The organism is Butyrivibrio sp. NATIVEDY162 (assembly GCF_045999815.1).
Classification (GTDB): Bacteria; Bacillota; Clostridia; order Lachnospirales; family Lachnospiraceae; genus Butyrivibrio.
In genome coordinates this window covers 207,509-230,885 of record NZ_CP172573.1, presented here as the reverse complement: position 1 = coordinate 230,885, position 23,377 = coordinate 207,509, and the positions used below count along the sequence as shown (strand labels likewise).

Genomic DNA, 23,377 nt, shown 5'->3' with positions numbered 1-23,377 from the left:
CTAACCCTCTCAGGCTCTGGCATCAAAAGATGCTACTGATATAATACCTGTTTTCTTTGCATCAAGAATAGCTTCAACCGGCGGATCCTCACTATCCATATCCTGTTCTGTATGGAGCATCATCTTTGCTTCCATGTTGTAGCCACGTTTATTAAGTCTGGCGGTAAGTTCATCTATATGCTCTGCTATGAGATCAATAATAGATTCATCAGCAACATAAAAATTGGTCTTTACGTTTTTATCCTTCATTTTCACATACACGTCAAGGGGTCCAAGATTATCCATATCCAGATGAAGAATCGCACTAACAGTATCTCCGGGCTCAAATTTCTTCCTGCCATTGGAATACACATACAAATCCCCATGAGCGTCCTGATCAGCCATTTTTAGTGGAAGCTGAACATAATGAAACATCTGGTTTAACTGATTCATGAAATCTATGTTATTCTGCAGGCTGGCAGCACTCTGAGCAGCCTTGCTGTCTGCACCAAGTGCCTGCGTCAGCTGCTGTGTGAGCTGTTTTGCCTGAGAATTAAGTCTTTCGTATAAATTCCTGACATTTTCCTTAAGGCTCACATCATCAGGCTTAAGAAGCCATTCATCCTGCATTATATTCTTCATAAGCTTATTGTATTCACTATTTCCAAAAAGTTTGGCTAATGCCTTATCAGCGCCTTCAGATGTATGTGCAGAGGACGTATAAGCTTCTGCCAACTCCTTCAAAAGCGCTGTCTGATCAATATCTGCCTGCACTCCGGTTTTTGCCTGCATAAGGAGCTTTTGTATTTCAGGGCCGGTAGTTCCGGTATTTGCATTAAGCTCTTTTATGATGTTGGCAAACTCATTGCTCAAGTTTATTTTTGGCGAATCATTTTTGACTACACCGTTTTCATTATTTTGAGTCTGCATGTCAGGGTTAACAGGCTTATCAGTATTGGTGTTCCCTGCTTCCTTATTCACAGTCTCCGAATCAGTAGCCTTAACAGTGCCATCCGGGAGCAATTCGCCATCAGAATTTATACCGGAAGTTCCTGCTTTATTTAAAGCCTGATCTGTTTTGACTGCATCTTCGTTCTGTCCTGTTCCGTCGCCGGACATTACTTCCTCAGAGCCCTCTCTACCTGTTATCAGAGGTGATTTAGCTTCCGTTAACGTTTCCGCCACTACAGGTTCTGATTCGGCCATGGTCTGCATAGTCGCAGCTGAACCTTCGCTGCTTACAGCCATCTCCTCCATCTTTTGTGCGCCTTCTGAGAGCATTTCCAGAATTCCGCCATATAAATCAAGGGCAGCTCGCCCTTCTCCGCTTTGAACAAGCTGATTATAGCTTTCAGGAAGCTCGTCCATGATTGAATTCATGGTCTCAACGACCTGATGTTCATAATTTTTATAACTTTCAAACTGAGCTATGTTCTGATCAGTAATCGGAATGTCAAGAGCCTTCATCTGAACCAAGGTGGTAGTATCAGTACCCGGATTTGAGTTTATAATCTGATGCATGGAATTTAAGGAATCCCTGTCGATTCCCATTCCGTTTTCCATCATGCTTCTGACCATATTGACAGTGTCCTGATTTACCTCAATTCCTGCGGCATTCAGTGCTTTCAATGTGGTCGGGTCAATTGAAGTATTTTCATAAAGAGGAGTGAGTGTTATCTGATTAGATACTCCGCGAACCTCAAAGGAAATGGTCTGCCCTTCCTTTAGATACATTCCATCCTGAAGCTTTGCTGATATTACCACATCATCGCCAAGTCTGATCTGAGCATTTTTAACGCCGCCCTCATCTGTCATGGAAATGATTTTCCCGGATAATCGTTCTCCGGTCTCCAAATTGCGCAAAGATTCCTGCGATTCTGAGGCATTCTGATTAACAACACGCCCGTCAACCTGTACTACAGGTCTGTTCAGGTTCAGATTCTGAATGATACTCATGCAGGTACTCTCTTTCTAAAACAGGTCTCTAAGCCTACATAAAATTCTTTATAAAGGTTCTTCTGTGTATTTCACAAGGTCCGATATTTCTAAGTGCCTCAATATGGTCAGCACTTCCATAGCCCTTGTTATGTGCAAACCCATACCCGGGATATTTATCATCAAGCTCAGCCATAAGCCTGTCTCTGGTAACCTTGGCAATAATACTTGCCGCCGCTATTGATACGCTCTTGGCATCACCTTTGATAATAGACTCCTGCTGGTATTCCTCAAGCTGCGGAATATGCACAGCATCAATCAAAAGAATATCAGGTTTCACTGAAAGATTGGCAACTGCCTTAGCCATTGCCTCATAGGTTGCCTGTAATATATTTATCTCATCGATTCTTTTATGATCACTAAATCCGATTCCTACGGAAATCGCCTTATCATAGATTTCCTTATAAAGTTCTTCTCTCTTTTTTTCGGACAGCTTCTTGGAATCATTTATATAAAGGATCTCCGCGTCGGCAGGAAGTATTACTGCAGCTGCATAAACCGGTCCTGCCAAGGGGCCTCTTCCTACCTCATCAATACCGCAAATATACTTCTTATCTGCGTGAAGCCTCTCATATGCCCTCATATCATAAAGGCGCTTTTTCTCATTCTCAATTGTTGTTATATGCTTTCCTGCGGATTCTATAAGTTTCTTAACACCAGCTCTCTCATCTGAAGCATATTTTTCGCAGAAGTTCTTATAATCATCAATATTTGTCGCTGCCTGAAGCTGCGCTTTTATATCACCAATTTTCTCAGCCATTATTAGTATTTTCCTTATTCTTGTCGATTATTCCAAAGGTTGAGAAGGGATAAATTCTAAGCCAGGTTCTGCCTATTATATCGGAGCCCTTGATATTTCCAACACTTGGTTCTCTGGAATCCATGCTGTAATTTCTGTTATCCCCCATAACAAAGTATTCATCCTCACCAAGAGTTACGGGATCTATAGCCCTTCCGGGATTCTGAATAACCTCTGCTCCGAAGTGTTCCTCGAGTATCTCACCGTTTATGTAGATGTTTCCGTCATAATCGATCTGAACCGTCTCGCCGGGAAGTCCGATAACACGCTTAATAAAGTATTCACTCGGATCCTGAGGATATGGAAAAATTACAATATCAAATCTTTTAGGATCAGAAAACTTATAGGTGAGCTTGTCAGCCATAAGAACATCTCTGTCATGGAGCGTATACATCATAGATTCTCCATCCACATCCGTTCTCTGTGCAACAAACTTCATAAAGCACCAGGTCACTGCAACAACAATTAAAATTGTGAGTAATGTGCTTCCTACATTCTGTAAAAACTCTGTCTTTTTATTCATATTGGTCTCTCCAATGAAATTTTTCCAAGTCTGCCGTTTCTAAAATCATCAAGAAGTTGCATGCAGGCGCGGTCTATGTCAGCCTTACCGCCTTGCTTTATAAGCCTTCTGTTATCTGCTATGGCTGTAAGTATAGATGACTCCGGAGTCTCATACGGGTCTTCCTCGTAGAGAAGCTTTTGTTTATCTGTAACACCGTATTTTTCAGATAAGGTACCGGGATACCATTCCTCAAGTATTCTGATAAGACTTACTGCCAGTTCACCTTTATCAAGATTCTCATCATTCATGGAGCCGATGAGAGCAAGGTGAAGTCCCACTGTCTCATCCTCGAATTTAGGCCACAAAACTCCGGGTGTATCAAGAAGCTGTAAATTCTTCCCAAGCATTATCCACTGCTTACCCTTCGTAACTCCGGGCTTATTGCCTGTCTTCGCAGCTGCCTTACCTGAAATTCTGTTTATGAAGGTTGATTTACCAACATTTGGAATACCTGCGACCATAGCCCTTATAGGCCTGTTAACAATTCCTCTTTTTTTATCTCTCTCGATTTTTTCTCTGCAGCTCTCTGTCACCTGGTCAAGTACCTGCCTTACCTGTGAGCCTGTCTTGGAGTTCATCTCCATTACTCTGGCACCGGTACCTGTAAAATAATCCACCCACTCTTTACTTATATTCGGGTCTGCAAGATCTGCTTTATTCAAAATAACAAGCCTGGATTTGTTCTGACCAAGCTTATCGATGTCAGGGTTTCTACCTGACATGGGTATTCTGGCGTCAGTGAGCTCAATTATAAGGTCCACCATGCGTATGTTTTCCTGCATCATACGCATCGCCTTGGTCATATGACCGGGATACCACTGATAATTATTCATAATCTCTACCTTTTATTCTATAAGTCCGGTCTTTCCTTCTTTCGATCCGTAAGAAAGCCATGCTTTACCGGCAATAGTGCCAATCTTAACAATACCGATATTGGCACTTCTGCTATCCTCACTACTGTTTCTGTTATCACCAAGAACGAAAAACTCACCGTTGCCTAAAGTAATCTCATTCTCAGCAATACCTGCTTCTTCCATTTTATCATATTTGCCGCTCTCAGTAACGACCGTTTCACCATTAATTACCAAATTACCGTCAACAATTTTGACAGTCTCTCCCGGGACGGCAACTACTCTTTTTATATAAAAATGCGATTTCTCATTGCCATTTGGAAGAAATACTATGACATCATTTCTCTTAGGTGATGTCAGTCTGTAAATTATCCGGTCAACAAGAACACTCTGGCTGTTATAGAGTGCAGTCTCCATGGAATCGCCTATAACCCTGACACGTTTTCCAAAGGACAACACAAGTACAAAGGCAACAAAAACCGCTATTACAGTATAAAAAAGCCATGAGAACAATTCTCTGACAAATTCGGGCGTAACGGTCTTTTTCTTTTCCTGAAACATTGACTGATATCGTTTTTTTCTTCGCATTAAGTTTCTCCACCATAAAACAATAATTGTTTTGTCTTATAGAAAATACAGAACAATTCACTATAAGATAAAAAGGGCAATTACTTTATAAGTAACTGCCCTTACAAAAGAATTCTTAGCGAACCTTTTCCTTGACCTTAGCCTTTTTACCTGTGAGACCCTTGAGGTAGTTAAGCTTAGCTCTTCTAACCTTACCCATTCTCACTACTTCAACCTTCTCTACAAGAGGAGAGTGAAGAGGCCATGTCTTCTCAACGCCAACACCGTTTGAGATCTTACGAACTGTGAATGTAGCGCGGTTTGAACCACCCTGGATCTTCTTAACAGTTCCTTCGAAAACCTGTACTCTCTCACGGTTTCCTTCTTTGATCTTGTTGTAAACACGAACTGTGTCACCTGTGTTGAACTCAGGAGCGTTCTGATTAAGCTGCTCCTTCTCGATTTCTGCAATGATTGTATTCATTTGCTTTCTCCTATACTATATAAATGGACGTTCTTAAATACATTCTTTTCTTCCGTACCAGAGGACCGTCATTTTCGCAACTACATGAGTTTAGCATATAAAGCAATTGCTCGTCAAGGTTTTTCACTTTATATTGGCACTTTTTATACTGTTTTTACTTTGATTTTGGCTTGATACGCATATCATTTGGTCCAAAGCTAAAGGGAAGAATTTCAGGAAGATCATAAATCTCATATGTATTCTTGCCATCTTTCTGGCCTGTTAACAATATGATCTTAAAATCATCCTCGCAAAATTCCCTGATCACCTGCCTGCATACGCCACAGGGAGAGCAGAAATCAAGCTCTTTTTTATCTTCGAAGCCACCAACAATTGCAATCGCCGAAAACTCAGTCTCGCCTTCACTTATAGCCTTAAAAAAGGCTGTTCTCTCTGCACAGTTTGTAGGTGTGTAGGATGCATTTTCAATATTACACCCCTTATAAACCTTACCATCTTTTGTCATCAGAGCTGCCCCCACTTTAAAATGACTGTAAGGTGTATACGCCATCAGCCTTGCTTCAAGCGCCAGCTCTATAAGTTCTTCATATGTTTTCATTCCCTTAACAGTATTAAAACTGTTCTCCCTTTTATTATTTATAATCAATACAACTTATTTATTCTTTTTATCCTCTGCAATCAGCTTTCTGATAGCAGCTATAGCAACCTTGATTGCCGCATCAGTGTCGTGTGCCTGAGGATTGTCAAGCCCTGCTTTTGCTCTCTCTTGGTTGGCTACAGTAAGCATTATGGCACCTGTTCTTGCACGCAGCCACTGACCAACTATGAAAAGTGTGGATGATTCCATCTCAGAACCAAGACATCCGCATCTCTTCCATGCCTCCCACTTGTTCTGAAGTTCATAGAACACAGGCTTGGTCTCAGGTTCATGCTGGCCATAGAAAGCATCCTTGCACTGAACAACACCTACATGGTGCCTGAATCCAAGTTCTTCAGCAGAACTCTTAAGAGCATTAGTTACATCAAATGTTGCAATGGCAGGATACTCTATCGGAGCGTACTCCTTTGAAGTACCCTCTGCTCTTACAGCCCCGTTTACGATTATCAGGTCTCCGCCTACTACATCAAGCTGCATACCACCACAGGTTCCGACTCTTATAAATGTATCGGCTCCAATCTTATGCAGTTCCTCTATGGCGATAGAAGCTGATGCCCCACCTATTCCTGTAGAAACAACGCTTACCTTTTCACCATCGAGATATCCTGTGTACGTGTTATACTCTCGGTTATATGCAACCTGCTTCGCATCATCAAAATATGCTGCTATTTTCTCACAGCGACCGGGGTCTCCGGGTAGAATCACATAGCGGCCTACATCCCCTTCCTTTAAATGAATATGGTACTGGTATCCTGCTCCTTCAGTATAATCAACCATAAAAGAACACCTCCATCTCAATCAAATAATCCATCCATCACATGGATAGTCATTATCATATTCTCTATATCAATATTTTTAACACATTCCTTAATCCCGGGGATCATTACTGTATCTGCATCGCCTTCAACATCTGTTCTTTTCATCTCGTACACGTCGTTGGCGCCTGTCTGGATAACCTGCTTTAGTATACCAAGTTCTTTTCCATCCTCGTCGACAATCTTCATGCCTTCAAGATCCGCAAGATAGTATTCACCCTCTTCAAGAGCTATAGCATCTTCCCTCTTTACTATAAGCGGCCTCTGGCGGAAGCGCTCCACTTCGTTTATATCATTAAATTCCTTGAATTTGACAATTACAAATTTCTTATTAAAACGAACCTTTTCAACAGTGAGCTCTCTTTTTCCTTCGCGTCCTGTATCGAGAATCACCTTTTTCAGGTCAAGAAATCTATCCGGATCCTGTGTTGTGGGAAATACATTGACTTCCCCCTTAAGTCCGTGTGTAGATGCTATCACACCTATCTGAAAATATTCTATCATGATTTTACCTCATACTTAAGCACTTTTACGTTTTTTTTAGTTGCTTTCCTCTATCTTATCCAGGATCTTATTTCGCTTTTTCAGAGCCTTAGCGGTAAAAAGTTCCGGGTGATCTTCTATGTACTTATCATAGAGCTCCGGTCTGCGTTCCTTTGTCCTCTCAAGAGACTTTTGGAACCTCCATACATCTACATTAGCATGATTTCCCGATAAAAGCACGGGTGGGACCTTCTTATCCATCCACACCTCCGGCCTGGAATACTGCGGATATTCAAGAAGTCCATCGTCAAATGATTCTGTCTCAGCCGATTCCTCATTGTTAAGAACCCCGGGTACAAGTCTGGAGACAGCATCTATCATAACCATAGCAGGCAATTCACCACCTGTAAGCACATAATCACCTATTGAAATATAATCGGTAACTATCTCTTCAAGCACTCTCTCATCAATCCCCTCATAATGTCCGCAGAGGAATATCAGATCCTCGCTCAAAGACAATTCTCTGGCCATCTGCTGTGAAAACACCTTACCCTGAGGAGTTACGTAAATTACCCGTGGTTTGGCATCAGGATTTTTCTCTCTGATCTCATCCAGGATTGCAAGATAGCAATCGTAAATAGGCTGCGCCTGCATAAGCATCCCTGCGCCGCCTCCATATGTATAATCATCAACCTTATTATGCTTGTTATTTGCATAATCGCGGATGTTAACTGCCTTTGCAAATATAGTTCCTTTATCAATAGCCCTCTTCAATATACTTGTATTTAAAGCTTCCATGACCATCTCAGGGAACAGCGTCATTATATAAAAATTCATATTAAATAACCAAATTCTGTATTATTGCGCTTCTCAAAAATTCCGGTATCGTATAAATAACCCGGAGCCATAAAAGCTCCGGGTATAATATCAATCGACGATTTCAACGTCAACTTTAAGGTTTTCTCTGGAAGATGCTGCCTTGACAACAGAACGAATAGCCTTAGCAATTCTACCCTGTCTTCCGATTACTTTACCCATATCGGAAGGAGCAACATGAAGCTCTATAATGATGTTATGGCCTTCATTTTTCTCGCTGACCACAACTTCATCCGGATTTTCAACCAGAGCCTTTGCAATTACTTCAACCAATTCTTTCATGAATTTTCCCCTAGTAAAGTGATTACTTGATACCTGCCTGCTTGAAGATCTTGCTTACAACGTTTGTAGGCTGAGCACCATTAGCAAGCCATTTCTTTGCGAGTTCCTCGTTAACCTTGCATGTGCTGGGATCTGTATTGGGATCGTATGTACCGATCTCCTCGATGAACTTTCCGTTTACAGGGAACTTAGAATCAGATACAACGATACGATAAAAAGGAACCTTCTTCTTTCCGATTCTCTTAAGTCTAATTTTTACTGCCATTTTTTAAATCCTCCATTTAAATAAAAAATATAAATTGGTTATTGCTATGATAAACGAATTACTCCGCAATCATCATATATATGTAATCCGGTGATTCCGGATCTGCATATCATATTAAAAGAATTTTCCAAAGCCGCCTTTACCAAGGCCGGCAAGACCTCCAAGGCCTCTTCTGCCTTTCTTACCCATAAGTCCGGGCATCTGCTTCATCATCTTCTGCATCTGCTCGAACTGTTTGATAAAGCGATTGACATCTGCAATATCATTACCTGAGCCCTTGGCAATTCTGTATTTTCTCTGTGGGCTCATGAGTTTGGGATTTTTGCGCTCCTCAGGTGTCATTGAAAGAACTATAGCTTCAATCCTTGCAAGCTGCTTCTCATCAGGAAGTTGATCATCACTGATCTTGCCCATTCCGGGAAGCATTCCCATTATTGCTCCAAGACCTCCCATGTTACGCATCTGCTTCATGGATTCAAGGTACATCTCAAAATCGATCTTACCCTTTTTCATCTTGGAAGCCATCTCGCGCTCTTTTTCCTCGTCGCGCTCACGATTTGCTTCCACAGCCTTGTCAATCAAGCTAAGGACATCGCCCATACCAAGGATTCTGCTTGCCATACGATCCGGATAAAACTGTTCCAGATCTGACAGTTTCTCACCCATACCTACATAGAGTATAGGCTTACCTGTAACCTGTCTTGCTGAGAGAGCAGCACCGCCTCGTGTATCACCATCCATCTTACTGAGGACGATACCGTCAATACCGATACGATCATTGAACTGAACCGCAACATCTACTGCAGCCTGTCCTGTCATGGCATCAACAACAAGAAGCGACTGATGAACAGTGACTGCTTCTTTAATAGCTACAAGTTCCTGCATCATATCTTCATCGATCTGCAGACGACCTGCAGTATCGAGAATTACCACATTTTCATTGTTCTTCTCAGCGTGGGCTATAGCAGCCTTAGCAATCTCAACCGGACTCACATCCGTTCCCATGGAGAAGAAATCAACCTCCTGCTTCTTAGCATTTATCTCAAGCTGATCAATAGCAGCAGGTCTGTATACATCGCAGGCAACAAGTAAAGGCTTTTTACCCTTAAGCTTAACCTTGCCGGCAATTTTGGCAGCCGTGGTTGTCTTACCTGTACCCTGAAGACCACACATCATTATAACCGTGATACTCTTACCGGGCTGGAACTGGATTTCTGTAATCTCAGATCCCATGAGCTCTGTCAGCTCTTCATCAACTATCTTAACAACCATCTGAGCGGGATTAAGACCATTTAAAACGTCTTCACCAACCGCTCTCTCCTGAACCTTGTTAACAAAATACTTAACAACTCTAAAGTTAACATCCGCCTCAAGAAGTGCCATCTTGACTTCCTTCATGGCAGTCTTGACATCCTCCTCTGAGAGGCGTCCTTTACCGCGAAGGTTTTTGAATACGTTCTGTAGTTTATCGGATAAACTCTCAAATGCCATCTATTATGACAACTCCTCTGTAATCAAATCTATAGTCTCAAGGATACGAGTTCTTAAGTCCTCATCCTTAATTTTCTTGTCAACTGCAGCTTCCTTTAATCCATCCAGCTGCTTCCTGATCTTCTCTGTTCTCTCTATCATATGAAGCTTATTCTCATAGGCTTCAAGAGAATTGGTGCATCGTTTCAGAAGATCATGTACTCCCTGCTTACTGATATCATATTCCTCAGCAATCTCTACCAGGGAAAGATCATTATATACCGCATCCTCATATACTTTCTTCTGATGATCAGTCAGAAGCTCACCATAAAAATCATATAAGAGCCCCTGCTCAACAATCTTCTCCATTATTTCTCCGCTTAATTCAGAATTAGAAACATAAAAAAATGCGATACTACATGCACGATGCATATAATATCGCAAATATAATAAAGTGTCAAGTATTTTTACTTTACTTAATATCAACACAAATATTCATATTAACTTCACCCTCAATTCCTGCGATATCGCTATTTTTTGAATACTGCCACATGTAGTACTCATAGGGATAATATTGGGGATAATCATGATATATTATCCAGGTAGGATAGCTTTGTATTGTTTCCGTATCGATAAGCTCCCCAAAGGTTCTGATGCTCCCCTGAATCATAGGAACATATCCGGCTTCGCTTATTTTCTCGCAGAATGTCTTTGCTATATCGGAATACAGTGTCTTTGAGAGTTTAGCCGTCCTTGCATCCGAAGAACTCACCTGCTCTAAATCGATGGCAATAGGGTAGTCAATCTCCGCACCCTGCAAAAGCCCGATAACAAAATCGGCCTCCTCAGCAGCCTCAGCAGTATTTATGGCCTGAGAGTAAAAATACACACCCACATCAAGGCCTGCAGAAACAGCCTTTTTTAAATTTGTCTTGAAATAATCGTCCTCCAGAAGCTGACCTTCAGCTGAGCCCCGTAGCCCTGCTCTGATCATAACAAAATCGATACCTGCTTCACTTACCTTATTGAAATCTATATCACCCTGCGATCTTGATATATCTATTCCCTGTGATACTGAAATATTTTCATTTGCGCCGGCGTAATACAAAAAGCCATCTTCATCTATTTTCAGATCTTCTGCCAAAAAAGGATTTCGTTTTAAGTTCTTATCTATTGGAGTAAAAGAATACTGACCTGCAAATTCCGTGACAATCTCATCAGGAAAAAGGCTTCTGATAGCCCCAAGCTTATTACCTTCGGAAAGCTCTGTCTTAAATGCCTCCCTGATTTCATCTCCGGCCTGTTTTGCAGTTACTGAAACAGCCTGATCCATGAGCTGCTGAGCCTGTGCAGTGGTATAGTAGCCCTCCTTTTCAAGTGCATCCAGCTCACTCTGTGCTGCATCCGCCTGTCTCTTGGTCGCAGCATTGCTAAGAAGCAGACCAATACACGTAGAAAGTGACAGTATGCTCACCAGGCTAAGAAAGATTACCGAAATCAGGACCTTGGTATTCTTCACCATCTTGCTATAGTTTTTTTGAACATCAGTATTTTTCATAAGTCTTATATTCGCTCATCAAAATAGCTCTTATAGCCTTCACCAAAAATCTCTGAAGCGCTTGTTACAATCATGAATGCATCCGGATCCTCTTCGCGCACTATATCCTCTGCAAGAGGCGAGAGTCTCTTTTTTATTGCACACAGAATAACCTTCTTATCCTCTCCGCTGTAAGCACCCTGCCCAAAGACATGTGTAACACCTACATCAAGCTCCTCAAGAAGTCTTGATGTTATCTTGTCTGTATTATCGGAGATAATATAGATAAGCTTGGCCTCATCTCTTCCATACAGAACAAAGTCTATGACAAAAGAAGTGATCATAACTCCAAGGAAGGAATACAGCACTACCTTTATATCCCGAAGCACAACTCCCGCAAAGGAAACAACAAAAATATCGATTATCATAAACAGAACACCTGTCTTGATATGAGGATATTTAAGTCTTAGTACTTTAATTATAACATCTGTTCCGCCTGTAGTCGCATGACATTTAAAAGTAATACCTATGCCCACAGCTACAAATATGCTTCCAAAAATCACGCCAAGAATTACATCTTTTACAATAAGGCCTGTAGCATATTTTGCAAGAAGATCCGTAAATATTGAATTGGCCACCGTGGCATAAATCGTAGAAATAGTAAATCTTATACCAAATTTATATATTGCCAGAAACAGTATCGGAATATTCATGATCATAAACCATATACCTGTTCCAAGCGGTACAATTCTGTTCAATACAATAGCTGCTCCGGTAATACCTCCGGGTGCGATATTGTTAGGATCATTGAACATACTTGTTCCAATCGCATAAAGCAAAGCTGCGATTGTGATCAAAAAATAATCTGTCCCTTTTTTTGTTATCTTTTCAACGTAAGTCATATATTAAATATTTGTTCTAACAAGCTTCGGTTTATATCCGTTCTCTTCCAGAACTTTAATTATTTCTTCCTTATGCTCGCTACCAAATGCCTCCAAAGTAATTCTCAGTTCAACCGCTGCGTTTCTGTTTATTGATACAAACTGATTATGTTCAAGTTTGATTACATTGCCACCTGTTTTAGCCACAACTCCGGCAACAGCTGCAAGCTGCCCCGGCTTGTCAGGAAGGAGTACGGAAACAGTAAATATACGGTTTCTCATAATAAGTCCCTGCTGAACTACTGATGACATTGTAATAATATCCATGTTACCACCGGACAGTACGCAGACAATGCGCTTACCCTTTACATCCAGCTGTTTAAGTGCAGCCACTGACAAAAGACCGGAATTCTCAACAACCATCTTGTGGTTTTCAACCATATCAAGAAATGAAACAACAAGATCCTCATCGGGAACAGCGATTATATCATCAATATTCTGCTGAATATAAGGAAAAATCTTCTCCCCGGGAGTTTTAACAGCTGTACCGTCAGCGATAGTATTAACAACAGGAAGTGTTGTTACTTTTCCATTCTTAATACTCTCCTGCATACAGTTGGCACCTGCGGGTTCAACACCGATAACCTTTATCTTAGGATTAAGGAGCTTAGCAAGTGTGCTTACTCCTGTTGCAAGTCCGCCGCCACCGATAGGTACAAGTATCATATCTACTGTAGGAAGCTCTTTTATGATCTCCATGGCTATTGTGCCCTGACCTGTAGCAACATCAAGATCATCGAAAGGATGGACAAAGGTATATCCATTCTCCTTTGCAAGCTCAAGAGCATGCTCACATGCTTCATCATATACATCGCCATGAAGAATGACTTCAGCGCCAAGAGCTTTTGTTCTGTTAACCTTAATAAGAGGTGTGGATGTCGGCATTACAATTGTAGCCTTTACACCGTAGCTCTTAGCAGCATAGGCAACTCCCTGCGCATGATTACCTGCAGAAGCAGTGATAAGTCCCTTCTTTCTCTCCTCTTCCGACATGGTGGAAATCTTGTAATAAGCACCTCTAACCTTATATGCACCAGTTCGCTGAAGATTTTCAGGTTTAAGATAAACCTTGTTACCTGTAGTTCCGCTCCAGTAATCGCTGTAAATAAGCTTTGTTTCAAGTGTTACCTTTTTTACATCCTCATAAGCTTCCTCAAATGCAGGAAGCGTCAAGCTCTTGTTGTTTTCGGACATGTTTTTCTCCTCCCGGTACTTAATTGTAAAATATAAAATCTGCTCAGTCTGATCCTTTAAGAAAATAGTGCATCCACAAACTGATTGGAATCAAATCTCTCAAGATCTTCAAGTCCCTCACCTACACCTATATATTTAACAGGAACATTCAGCTCTGAGACTATCGCAACAGCTATTCCTCCCTTTGCGGTGCCGTCAAGCTTAGTGAGAACGATTCCGGTAAGATCTGCAACCTCTCCAAATTCTCTTGCCTGTGAAATAGCATTCTGCCCTGTTGTTCCATCAAGAACAATAAAGTTCTCTCTATATATATCCGGAAGTTCCTTATCAAGAATTCTGTTCATCTTGGCAAGCTCCTCCATAAGATTCTTCTTATTATGAAGTCTTCCGGCAGTATCAATCATCAGGATATCGCAGTCTCTGGACCTAAAAGCAGCAACTGCATCATATATGACACTGGCGGGATCGGCTCCTTCCTTACCGGCTATAAGCGGTACCTCAGCACGCTCAGTCCACTGCCTTAACTGTTCTGTAGCACCGGCTCTGTAAGTATCCGCAGCTGCAACAAGTACCTTCTTGCCTTTTTTTCTGAAATGAGATGCCAGTTTCCCAACAGAGGTAGTCTTACCTACGCCGTTTACCCCGATTACGAAAATAACCGACTTATGGTTTTCAAATTCATAAGTGTTATCATCTGTTTTCATCTGCTCACGTATGTTGGATATGAGTAAAGTCTTGCAAGCCCAGGTATCAGTTATGTGATTATCACGTACCTGCTCTCTTAGCTTATCCATGATACGGCTTGTGGCGTTCACACCGATATCACCCATGATAAGTGTCTCTTCAAGTTCTTCATAAAAATCTTCATCCACCGTAGAAAAGTTGCTAAGAACATTATTAATGCCCTTAACTACACCTTCTTTGGTTTTACTAAGACCGTTCTGCAGTTTCGAAAAAAATCCACCTGCCATTAATCAGTAAGCTCCTTATCAATCAAATTAACGCTGACAAGTGTAGATACACCCTTCTCCTGCATGGTAATACCATAGAGTCTGTCAGCACTTTCCATTGTACCACGCCTATGTGTAATTACAATAAACTGCGTGGACTTAAGTTTGTGCAGATAATGCGCAAATCTTACTACGTTGTTCTCATCAAGCGCAGCCTCAATCTCATCAAGGAGGCAGAAAGGTGAAGGCTTAAGATTCTGTATTGCAAACAAAAGTGCAATGGCAGCAAGTGCCTTCTCTCCACCGGACAGCTGCATCATATTAACAAGCTTCTTTCCCGGAGGCTGAGCATTGATCCTGATTCCTGCTTCAAGAATGTCCTCATTCTCCACAAGTTCCAGTGTACCTTTACCGCCTCCGAACATCTCCTTGAATACCTTATCAAATTCGGTCTGAATTTTAGTGAACTCTTCAAGGAACTGCTTTCTCATGGATTCATCAAGTTCTGTGATGATTTCTCTAAGCTGTTGCTCAGCTGCAACAAGATCGTCGTGCTGAGTCTTCATGAACGTGTATCTCTCCATAAGTACTCTGTAGTCCTCGATGGCATTAACGTTTACATCGCCCAGCTTTCTGATAGCGTCCTTTAAACTTCCTATCTGCTTTTTCATAGCAGATACATCAGTCATGTTCTCATCACGCATGGAGGCTGCATCGGTAAGAGTAATCTCATACTCATCCCACATATAATTAATCTGAGTCTCAATGGCTTCCTTGGCACGCTCACATCTGGCACCAAGTCGTGTAACCTCTTTATCAAGACCATTCATAGTATGATTCAGTTCTTCAGTAAGTTTAAAGAAATTCTTCTGAGAAGCAGTAAGCTCTTCCTTCCTTGCTCTCTTCTCATCAAGTTCCTTACTCACATCTGTCTGGACATCCTTGGAGCTCTCAATTGTAAGCTTGATTTCCTCCACATCCTTCTTTCTCTGAGCAAGAACTTCATCATTTTTACGAATTGATTCAAGAATCTCTTCAAGAGCGGCCTTCTCTGTATCTATCTCGCCGTTTATACGGTCAAGATTTTGCTGCTCAAAGGTCTCCTTCTGAAGAATCTTTTCATATTCAATATCCCAGGCTGATACATTTTCAGACTCTTTTTCTTCCTCTGCATGAAGTCCTTCCAGCTTATTCTGATATTCAGTTACCTTAGCAGACTCATTCTTCTCAGTCTGTTCAGATTCTTCAAGGGCTTTCTTATATTCCTCGCGCTCATTCCTGATTTCAACCATCTGCTGTTCGATTGCTTCGCTCTCAGCCTTAAGGTCGGAATAGTCGCCCTTTTGTCTTGCCTGTCTCTCCTTCTCATTTTCAACATTTATCCTTGCAGTATTCTGCTCGATAAACTTGCTCTGAAGGGTTGTTCTGATTTCTTCTATTGCAACACGCAGATCATTCCTGCGCTTCTTGGTATCGTCAATCTCTTTCTGAAAAAGAGCAATATCTTCTTTGCATTTCTTTATGCTCTTTTCAAGATCTTCCATCTCTCGGCGTCTTCCCAAAAGATTGGAATTATTTCTGAAGGTACCACCACTTATGGCACCACCGGGAACAAGCAATTCACCTTCAAGGGTTACCATTCTGATGGTGTACTTGTATTTTCGTGCAATTTTAACCGCATTATCGACAGTATCAACAACTACGATTCTGCCAAGCATAGCCTTGGCGACACTTCTATACTTTTCCTCCGTATCAACAAGCTCATCCGCCATGCCAAGTACGCCCTTCTCCTCGAGAGCTTCCTGAGCCTTAAATTCCTGTGGCTCTCGTATACTTGTAAGTGGCAGGAAAGTTGCACGACCTGCTCTTGTCTTTTTCAGGTATTCAATCATCTCCTTGGCAGTATCTTCATCATCTGTAACGATGTTCTGAATATTACCTCCGAGAGCGATCTCAATAGCTGTCTCGTATTTGGGCTGAGTCTTTATAATATCAGCTACAACACCTATGATTCCGGGGTTGTCGTCCTTCTTCTCCATTACCTTCTTAACACTGCCGCCATATCCCTCATAACGCTCAGTAAGGTTACTTAGAGCTTCGAGCTTGGACTTTTGCTGTGTATAAAGGTTCTGCGCATCACGTAGCTTGGAGTCCTTCTGAGAAAGCTTGTCTCTTATACCATCAAGCTCATTCTGAGAATCCTTCTGCTTCATATTCATGGTACGGATTTCTTCAGTGATCTGGTCGAAATCCGCCTGCAGTTTTTTAATGATCTCTTCCTGCTGTGACTCATCGGAACGCGCCTTAACAAGCTTTCCGGTAAGCTCTGCCTTGCGGATATTTATCTGTTCCTGTCTGGTATCAAGTGAACTTAGCTTGGACTTGATAGTGGAACGATCTGACAGAGTCTCAATGATCTTGCTCTTACAGTTTTCAACTTCATTATTTGCTTCATTTATCTGAGCAATAATTCCGTCCAGCTTTTTCCTTGCTTCCTGTCTGTCAGCAGCAAGTGACTCCAGTTCTTTATCTATTTCGTTTTTACCGAGAAGTACTTTTTCCTTTTCCTTCTCTTTGTCGGCAATTTTGCTTTCCTCGTCAGCCTTTCTCTTCTCAAAATGCTCAGCATCACTTGTAGCAGAACGAATCTGCTCGTTCATGATACCGATCTGGCCTTCAAGTTTTTCTCTCATTACAGATGTATCTGTAATTTTAGCTCTTGCTTCTTCAATATCTTTATCAAGGCTCTCAAGCTCAGTCTGAATCTCTTCATACTGATTCTTGGTTTCCTCGTACTTTTCCTTAGCATCATCAAGATTCTTTGATGCAACCTTCAGGTTAGCCTCAGACTCCTCCAGATTCTTCTTCTGAGCCTGATTGTCCAAAAGGAACATATTAACATCAAGAGTCTTCAATTCTTCCTTGTGCTTTAAGTAAACCTTAGCCACCTCAGACTGTTTCTCGAGAGGCTCAACCTGCTTCTCAAGCTCTGAAAGGATGTCATTTACTCGGGTAAGATTCTGTTTTTCCTGCTCAAGTTTTTTGATGGCTGTATCCTTGCGGGATTTGAATTTAACAATGCCCGCAGCTTCGTCAAACAGATTACGTCTGTCCTCAGGTTTATTAGACAAAATCTGGTCAATCTGACCCTGTCCGATAATGGAATAACCTTCCTTACCAATACCTGTATCAAAAAACAGCTCATTTACATCCTTAAGCCTACAGGTATTACCATTGATCATATATTCACTCTCTCCGGAACGATAGAGCCTTCTGGAGACAGTTACTTCATCATATTCAATAGGAAGCGCATGATCTGAATTATCAAGCGTTATAGCGACATAAGCGTAGCCCAGGGGTTTCCTGAGCTCCGTTCCTGCAAAGATTACATCTGTCATTGTGCCGCCTCGAAGCTGCTTGATTCTCTGTTCACCCAGAACCCATCTAACAGCATCTGCGACATTACTTTTTCCTGAACCATTAGGTCCGACTATTCCTGATATTCCGCTGTGGAATTCCAGCTTTATCTTATTTGCGAATGACTTAAAGCCATGAATTTCAATGCTTTTTAAATACATGTTACTCTTTTTTCAATTCCAGGATTGCCTGATACGCAGCCTTCTGCTCGGCCGACTTTTTGGTCCTTCCTGACCCCTCTCCCAATTTTTTATCTCCCACGAAAACCGCAGCCTCGAATATTTTATCATGTTCGGGACCTTTTTCGCCACATATTTCATAGCGAAGCTCTAACGCACTATCCTTCTGTACCATTTCCTGAAGGACCGACTTGCTGTCGTAGAAGATCTGCTTTTCTTCCGGGTTATTCAAAATAAATTTCTCAATATGAGCTCTGGCAGCATCAATTCCGGAGTCAAGATATATAGCCCCGATAATCGCCTCCATAACATCTGAAATAATAGACTCTCTGTGGCGTCCGCCTGTAGCTTCCTCACCCTTTCCAAGAATAAGATACTGCTCAAGATGAATCTCGGCAGCACAGTAAGCAAGAGCAGGCTCACATACCATGGAAGCCCTCATTTTAGTCATCTCACCTTCTTTTTTATCAGGGTATTTATTATATAAGTAGTCACTTGAAATAAGTTCAAGCACAGCATCGCCAAGAAACTCAAGTCTCTCATAATCACCGCGCTTGTTGATCTTCTGTTCGTTAGCATATGAGCTGTGTGTCAAAGCCTGAAGTAACAGATTGCTATTTTTAAAATGATATCCGATGCTATTTTGTAATTCATCAAGTTCTTTATCGCCTATCATAGTTGTCTCCTTATAAAAAATGATATGATGCAGAGCATAACAAACCCTGCCTCATACCACCTTAACTTCTAAACTATTTTATAGATCAGCCTTCATTTCTGGCTTTTTTAAGAAGTTCAACCGCTTCACCGACTGTTGAGATCTTCTCAGCAAGCTCTGCATCAATTTTTACATCAAATTCGTCTTCGATTCCCATGATGATCTGAAAAACATCAAGTGAATCAGCACCGAGATCATCAGTAAAGGTTGAGTCCATAGTGATCTCATTCACATCAACATTGAGTACATTGGCAATAACTTCCTTAAGCTTCTCGAATTCCATAACTTCTCCATTCCTTTATAAAACGAATTCACAGATTTAAATCTGTGTTCTAAAACTATAATACGATTTACAGTATCATTACAAGTACTTTCTGTAAATATTCTTTTATTATGAATCAGCAGTAACAGCTTCTCTGATTTTCTCTGCAATGTCCTGTTCTTTAAATGTTACACACTGCAAAATACTGTTCTTAACTTCTACAGCTTTTGCGCTGCCATGAGTCTTAACAACAAGTCCCTGAAGGCCAAGCATTGGTGCTCCGCCGTACTGATCCATATCATAAGCTTTAAGGACCTTTTTAAGAGTAGGCTTTATCAGAAGTCCGCCAATCTTAGCACGAAGATTGCTCATAAGCCCCTGCTTAACAACCTTAAGAAGTGTAGTTGCAACACCCTCATACATCTTAAGAACCACGTTGCCGGTAAATGCCTCGCATACTATAACATCGGCAACACCCTGTGGAATATCTCTTGCTTCAACAGAGCCAATGAAATTGATATCCGGACAGTTCTTCAGAAGCGGAAATGTTTCCTTTACAAGTGCATTGCCCTTTTCTTCCTCTGCTCCGATATTTACTATACCGACTCTCGGATTCTTAATCCCACAGAAGTTCTCCATATAAACAGAGCCCATCTTGGCAAACTGAACAAGGTGAGAAGGTCTCGCATCAACGTTGGCCCCACAGTCTATCAAAAGTGATACTCCATTTTGAGTAGGAATAAGCGGTGCAAGCGGTGATCTCTCAACTCCCTTGATCCTTCCGATAATAACCTGTCCGCCGACAAGTGTGGCACCTGTGCTTCCTGCAGAAACATATGCATCGCATTCACCATGTTTTACAAGAAACATAGCCTTAACTATTGAAGAATCCTTCTTGGTTCTAATAGCCATAACCGGAGGCTCAGCCATCTCTATAACTTCTTCGGCATTAACAACTTCCACTCTGTCCGCGTCATACGTGTATTTAGAAAGTTCATCCTTTACTATCTGTTCCTTCCCGACAAGAAAAATCTTAAGTCTGTCGGACTCATTCAAAGCGTCAACCGCTCCCTTGACAATCTCAAAAGGTGCGTTGTCTCCTCCCATTGCATCAACCGCAACTCTTACTAAATCAGCCATCTTCACTCCCCAAGTAATTTGTTATTTTATAAAAACATCCACAAAAGAGTTTACTAAAAAAAGCCACAAAAAGCAACAAACCCGAGACTACAAAGTCTCGGGTTTGATAAGATCTAAATAATTATCAATCTTCGTTTGTTACAACGCTCTTCTTGTTGTAATAGCCACATTTCTTGCATACCTTGTGAGGCTGCATAAGCGCGCCACAGTGGCTGCACTTAACCAGTGTGGGAGCAGTCATTTTCCAGTTTGCTCTTCTCTGGTCTCTGTGACCCTTAGAAGACTTATTCTTAGGGCAGATAGACATTCGGTAACACCTCCTTACAGCGTTCATATCATGAACCATAAATGGTCATTTGCATTTGTCAACACACTCTTGCTATTATATGCACTAATTTGCGTATTGTCAATGAAAAAATTATTAATTCATCACTTGCAAAGTTCGTTAGTGTCTCTGGCAATAGCAAGCTCCTCATTTGTAGGAACCACAAGTACCTTAACCTTTGAATCAGGTGTTGATACAACCTTCTCTTTTCCATGAACCTCATTAGCTTCCTTATCCAGTTTAACGCCAAGGAATCCAAGTCTGTCACATATGATGTTTCTGACAAGAGGTCCATTCTCTCCCACACCTGCTGTAAAGCATATGCAATCAACTCCGTCCATTGCTGCAGCATAGGATCCGATATACTTTGCTACTCTGTAGCAGAATGTATTGATAGCACGGATGCAGCCCTCATCGCCGTTGTTGTAGCCGTCCTCAAGATCTCTGAAATCAGAGGATACATCTCCGGAAAGTCCGTAAACACCTGACTTCTTGTTGAGAATATTCTCAGCCTCTGCTACATCACAGCCCTCTTTTTTCATAATAAATTCCACTACTGAAGGATCAATATCACCACTTCTGGTTCCCATGATAAGCCCTTCAAGTGGAGTAAGACCCATTGATGTATCTACGCACTTGCCGTTTTTAACAGCTGATACTGATGCGCCGTTTCCAAGGTGGCATACAATCGTCTTAAGCTCGCCGTAATCCTTGCCAAGCATCTCAGCAGCTTTCTTGCTGACATATGAATGACTTGTTCCGTGGAAACCGTATCTGCGGATCTTATACTTCTGATACATTGAAAATGGAATGCCATAGAGATAGGCCTCCTCAGGCATTGTCTGATGGAAAGCTGTATCAAATACAGCAACCATGGGAACTCCCGGCATTGCCTTCTGGCAGGCTCTTATACCAATAAGGTTAGCAGGATTGTGAAGAGGAGCCAGATCCGAAACTTCCTCGATAGCCTTGATAACCTCCTCATCTATAACAACTGACTTAGTGAACTTCTCCCCACCGTGAACAATTCTGTGTCCAACAGCACCAATTTCATCAAGAGAAGCGATAACACCTGTATCCTTGTTTGTAAGAGCTTCGATAACAAGCTCAATTGCACGGTTGTGATCCGGAATAGCCGTATCATTTGTAATCTTATCGCCATCACCGGGAGTAAATACTATCCTACCGTCGATGCCGATTCTCTCACAAATACCCTTACCTAAAACCTTCTCTGTCTCTGAATCAATAAGCTGGAATTTCAGTGATGAACTTCCACAATTGATAACCAGTATTTTCATTATGAAACCTCCATGATAATATATTTTTTATGAAGACTGTAGGAATTATAGCTGAATTTAATCCTTTCCACAAGGGACACGAATACCTGATCCGTACTCTGAAAAAAGAGACCGGGTCCGATTATGCTGTCATTGTAATGAGTGGTGATTACACTCAGCGCGGTGCTCCTGCAATCCTTGATAAGTATACAAGAACAAAAATGGCTCTCATGTGCGGAGCAGACCTTGTATTAGAGTTGCCCATTTATTATAGCACATCCAGCGCAGAATTTTTCGCACAAGGTGCCATTTCCATACTAAATGGATTAAACTGTATAGACTTCCTTGGCTTTGGCTCTGAATCCGGAAGCACGGACTACATGAAAAAAGTTGCCGGGATTCTTGTAAATGAGCCCAAAGAGTTTTCAGTTCTTATAAAAAAGAACATTAAGAAAGGAATGAATTATCCTGCCGCAAGATCTGCCGCTCTTTCCGATCATCTTGGCAAAGAAAGTGATACTTTTTCACTACTTACAAATCCCAATGATATTCTTGGAATCGAGTATATAAAAGCTCTTATTTTACAGCATAGCACGATAGAGCCTTATACTATAAAAAGAGTCGGAGCCGGTTATGATGATGTAAATCTTGGTTCTGACTCAGAATATTACGCTTCTGCCAAAGCTATAAGAGCCGTACTTGAAAATGTTAAATGTGACAAAAGTGCCACAGCTGTTTCCTTATCACAGGAAGATGCATTATCAAGACTCCCCCTGGCTGCTTGTGAATATCTTCTTGAATTGGATAAAAGCGGCAAATTAACCTATACTTCCCTTGATGATTTTTCAGAGCTTTTGCACTATAAATTATTACTTGGAAAAAATGAGGGCTTTTCGGATTATCTTGATGTTACAGAGGACTTTTCAGATAAAATAATTGGAAATCTAAATAGTTTTTCCTCGTTTTCAGACTTCATTATGAAGCTTAAATCCAAGGATATTACGTATACAAGGATAAGCCGCTCTCTTTTACACATTCTTCTGGGAATGACAACTAAAAACCTTGAGCTGTATACCGCTGACCGCAGTGCTTTTTCTGCTTATGCCAGAATTCTCGGATTTAACAAAAATGCTTCACCTCTTATGAAAAAAATAAAGGAATGCTCCTGCATTCCTGTTATTTCTACGCTGTCAGACGCATATAAGGCACTTGATAAAGCTTCGTATATGCTTCTTAGCGAAACCATATCAGCATCAAATATTTATGATCTCGTACAGGGCCATACTTCCATAAACGAATATGCAAAGCCTCCTGTTATAATATGACTGTGATTTTTTAGTTCATGCTTTGA

25 protein-coding genes are annotated in these 23,377 nt (G+C 41.3%); 1 reads left to right on the top strand and 24 read right to left on the bottom strand.

Translation table 11 applies throughout. The annotated features are described in order from the left end of the window. Positions 1-9: 9 nt before the first annotated feature. The 24 genes from ACHCNF_RS00895 to ACHCNF_RS00780 all read right to left on the bottom strand — a co-directional run bounded on the left by ACHCNF_RS00895 (position 10) and on the right by ACHCNF_RS00780 (position 22,047). Positions 10-1,935 carry a flagellar hook-length control protein FliK gene (locus ACHCNF_RS00895; protein ID WP_408070919.1) on the bottom strand — a complete coding sequence of 642 codons (1,926 nt, stop codon included), beginning with the start codon at positions 1,933-1,935 and terminating at the stop codon, positions 10-12. A 34-nt stretch (positions 1,936-1,969) separates the two neighbouring features. Further along, positions 1,970-2,734, bottom strand: coding sequence for a ribonuclease HII (locus tag ACHCNF_RS00890; RefSeq protein WP_408070918.1), 765 nt, complete (start codon positions 2,732-2,734; stop codon positions 1,970-1,972). Further along, positions 2,727-3,296, bottom strand: coding sequence for a signal peptidase I (lepB, locus tag ACHCNF_RS00885; RefSeq protein WP_408070917.1), 570 nt, complete (start codon positions 3,294-3,296; stop codon positions 2,727-2,729). Before lepB (ACHCNF_RS00885) ends, ACHCNF_RS00890 begins: the two co-directional genes overlap by 8 nt. After that, positions 3,293-4,171 carry a ribosome biogenesis GTPase YlqF gene (gene ylqF, locus ACHCNF_RS00880; RefSeq protein WP_408070916.1) on the bottom strand — a complete coding sequence of 293 codons (879 nt, stop codon included), beginning with the start codon at positions 4,169-4,171 and terminating at the stop codon, positions 3,293-3,295. Before ylqF ends, lepB (ACHCNF_RS00885) begins: the two co-directional genes overlap by 4 nt. A 12-nt stretch (positions 4,172-4,183) precedes the next feature. Beyond that, entirely contained in the window at positions 4,184-4,777 is a 594-nt protein-coding gene (gene lepB, locus ACHCNF_RS00875; RefSeq protein ID WP_408070915.1) for a signal peptidase I, read from the bottom strand. Between the two features lie 115 nt (positions 4,778-4,892). Then, positions 4,893-5,240, bottom strand: a complete 348-nt coding sequence (gene rplS / locus ACHCNF_RS00870) for a 50S ribosomal protein L19 (protein WP_026490917.1) — start codon at positions 5,238-5,240, stop codon at positions 4,893-4,895. A 154-nt stretch (positions 5,241-5,394) separates the two neighbouring features. Then, the gene (locus ACHCNF_RS00865) at positions 5,395-5,838 is read right to left on the bottom strand and encodes a cytidine deaminase (RefSeq protein ID WP_408070914.1); all 444 of its coding nucleotides are present in this window, start codon (positions 5,836-5,838) and stop codon (positions 5,395-5,397) included. Between the two features lie 54 nt (positions 5,839-5,892). After that, the gene (gene udp, locus ACHCNF_RS00860) at positions 5,893-6,675 is read right to left on the bottom strand and encodes a uridine phosphorylase (RefSeq protein ID WP_408070913.1); all 783 of its coding nucleotides are present in this window, start codon (positions 6,673-6,675) and stop codon (positions 5,893-5,895) included. A gap of 17 nt (positions 6,676-6,692) precedes the next feature. Continuing rightward, positions 6,693-7,217, bottom strand: a complete 525-nt coding sequence (gene rimM, locus ACHCNF_RS00855) for a ribosome maturation factor RimM (protein WP_408070912.1) — start codon at positions 7,215-7,217, stop codon at positions 6,693-6,695. 36 nt (positions 7,218-7,253) lie between these two features. Beyond that, positions 7,254-8,033 (bottom strand): tRNA (guanosine(37)-N1)-methyltransferase TrmD, encoded by a 780-nt coding sequence (gene trmD / locus ACHCNF_RS00850; protein WP_408070911.1) that lies wholly within the window; start codon positions 8,031-8,033, stop codon positions 7,254-7,256. A 90-nt stretch (positions 8,034-8,123) separates the two neighbouring features. Beyond that, the gene (locus ACHCNF_RS00845; RefSeq protein ID WP_408070910.1) at positions 8,124-8,354 is read right to left on the bottom strand and encodes a KH domain-containing protein; all 231 of its coding nucleotides are present in this window, start codon (positions 8,352-8,354) and stop codon (positions 8,124-8,126) included. Between the two features lie 22 nt (positions 8,355-8,376). Beyond that, on the bottom strand, positions 8,377-8,619 hold the full coding sequence (gene rpsP, locus ACHCNF_RS00840; RefSeq protein ID WP_022760214.1) for a 30S ribosomal protein S16: 243 nt from the start codon (positions 8,617-8,619) through the stop codon (positions 8,377-8,379). A gap of 114 nt (positions 8,620-8,733) precedes the next feature. Next, positions 8,734-10,110 (bottom strand): signal recognition particle protein, encoded by a 1,377-nt coding sequence (gene ffh / locus ACHCNF_RS00835; protein WP_408070909.1) that lies wholly within the window; start codon positions 10,108-10,110, stop codon positions 8,734-8,736. Between the two features lie 3 nt (positions 10,111-10,113). After that, entirely contained in the window at positions 10,114-10,458 is a 345-nt protein-coding gene (ylxM, locus tag ACHCNF_RS00830; RefSeq protein WP_408070908.1) for a YlxM family DNA-binding protein, read from the bottom strand. Positions 10,459-10,561: 103 nt separating this feature from the next. Beyond that, the gene (locus tag ACHCNF_RS00825) at positions 10,562-11,647 is read right to left on the bottom strand and encodes a glycoside hydrolase family 25 protein (protein ID WP_408070907.1); all 1,086 of its coding nucleotides are present in this window, start codon (positions 11,645-11,647) and stop codon (positions 10,562-10,564) included. A 5-nt stretch (positions 11,648-11,652) separates the two neighbouring features. After that, positions 11,653-12,528, bottom strand: coding sequence for a YitT family protein (locus ACHCNF_RS00820; protein ID WP_408070906.1), 876 nt, complete (start codon positions 12,526-12,528; stop codon positions 11,653-11,655). 3 nt (positions 12,529-12,531) lie between these two features. Continuing rightward, a complete protein-coding gene (gene ilvA, locus ACHCNF_RS00815; RefSeq protein ID WP_408070905.1) occupies positions 12,532-13,761 on the bottom strand; it encodes a threonine ammonia-lyase in 1,230 nt (409 codons plus the stop codon). A gap of 56 nt (positions 13,762-13,817) precedes the next feature. Then, entirely contained in the window at positions 13,818-14,732 is a 915-nt protein-coding gene (gene ftsY / locus ACHCNF_RS00810) for a signal recognition particle-docking protein FtsY (RefSeq protein ID WP_408070904.1), read from the bottom strand. Next, positions 14,732-18,289, bottom strand: a complete 3,558-nt coding sequence (gene smc / locus ACHCNF_RS00805) for a chromosome segregation protein SMC (protein WP_408070903.1) — start codon at positions 18,287-18,289, stop codon at positions 14,732-14,734. Before smc ends, ftsY begins: the two co-directional genes overlap by 1 nt. 1 nt (position 18,290) lies before the next feature. After that, the gene (gene rnc / locus ACHCNF_RS00800) at positions 18,291-18,983 is read right to left on the bottom strand and encodes a ribonuclease III (protein WP_408070902.1); all 693 of its coding nucleotides are present in this window, start codon (positions 18,981-18,983) and stop codon (positions 18,291-18,293) included. An 85-nt stretch (positions 18,984-19,068) separates the two neighbouring features. Continuing rightward, positions 19,069-19,305: an acyl carrier protein gene (gene acpP, locus ACHCNF_RS00795; protein ID WP_026490933.1), complete on the bottom strand. Its 237-nt coding sequence runs from the start codon at positions 19,303-19,305 to the stop codon at positions 19,069-19,071. A 108-nt stretch (positions 19,306-19,413) separates the two neighbouring features. Beyond that, entirely contained in the window at positions 19,414-20,424 is a 1,011-nt protein-coding gene (gene plsX / locus ACHCNF_RS00790) for a phosphate acyltransferase PlsX (protein WP_408070901.1), read from the bottom strand. 124 nt (positions 20,425-20,548) lie between these two features. Next, complete coding sequence (gene rpmF / locus ACHCNF_RS00785; protein ID WP_026660448.1) at positions 20,549-20,731, bottom strand: 50S ribosomal protein L32; 183 nt, start codon at positions 20,729-20,731, stop codon at positions 20,549-20,551. A gap of 122 nt (positions 20,732-20,853) precedes the next feature. Then, positions 20,854-22,047, bottom strand: a complete 1,194-nt coding sequence (locus ACHCNF_RS00780; RefSeq protein ID WP_408070900.1) for an acetate/propionate family kinase — start codon at positions 22,045-22,047, stop codon at positions 20,854-20,856. Positions 22,048-22,076: 29 nt separating this feature from the next. Here ACHCNF_RS00780 and ACHCNF_RS00775 point away from each other — a divergent pair, with 29 nt between their 5' ends. Next, complete coding sequence (locus tag ACHCNF_RS00775; RefSeq protein WP_408070899.1) at positions 22,077-23,351, top strand: nucleotidyltransferase; 1,275 nt, start codon at positions 22,077-22,079, stop codon at positions 23,349-23,351. Positions 23,352-23,377: the final 26 nt, after the last annotated feature.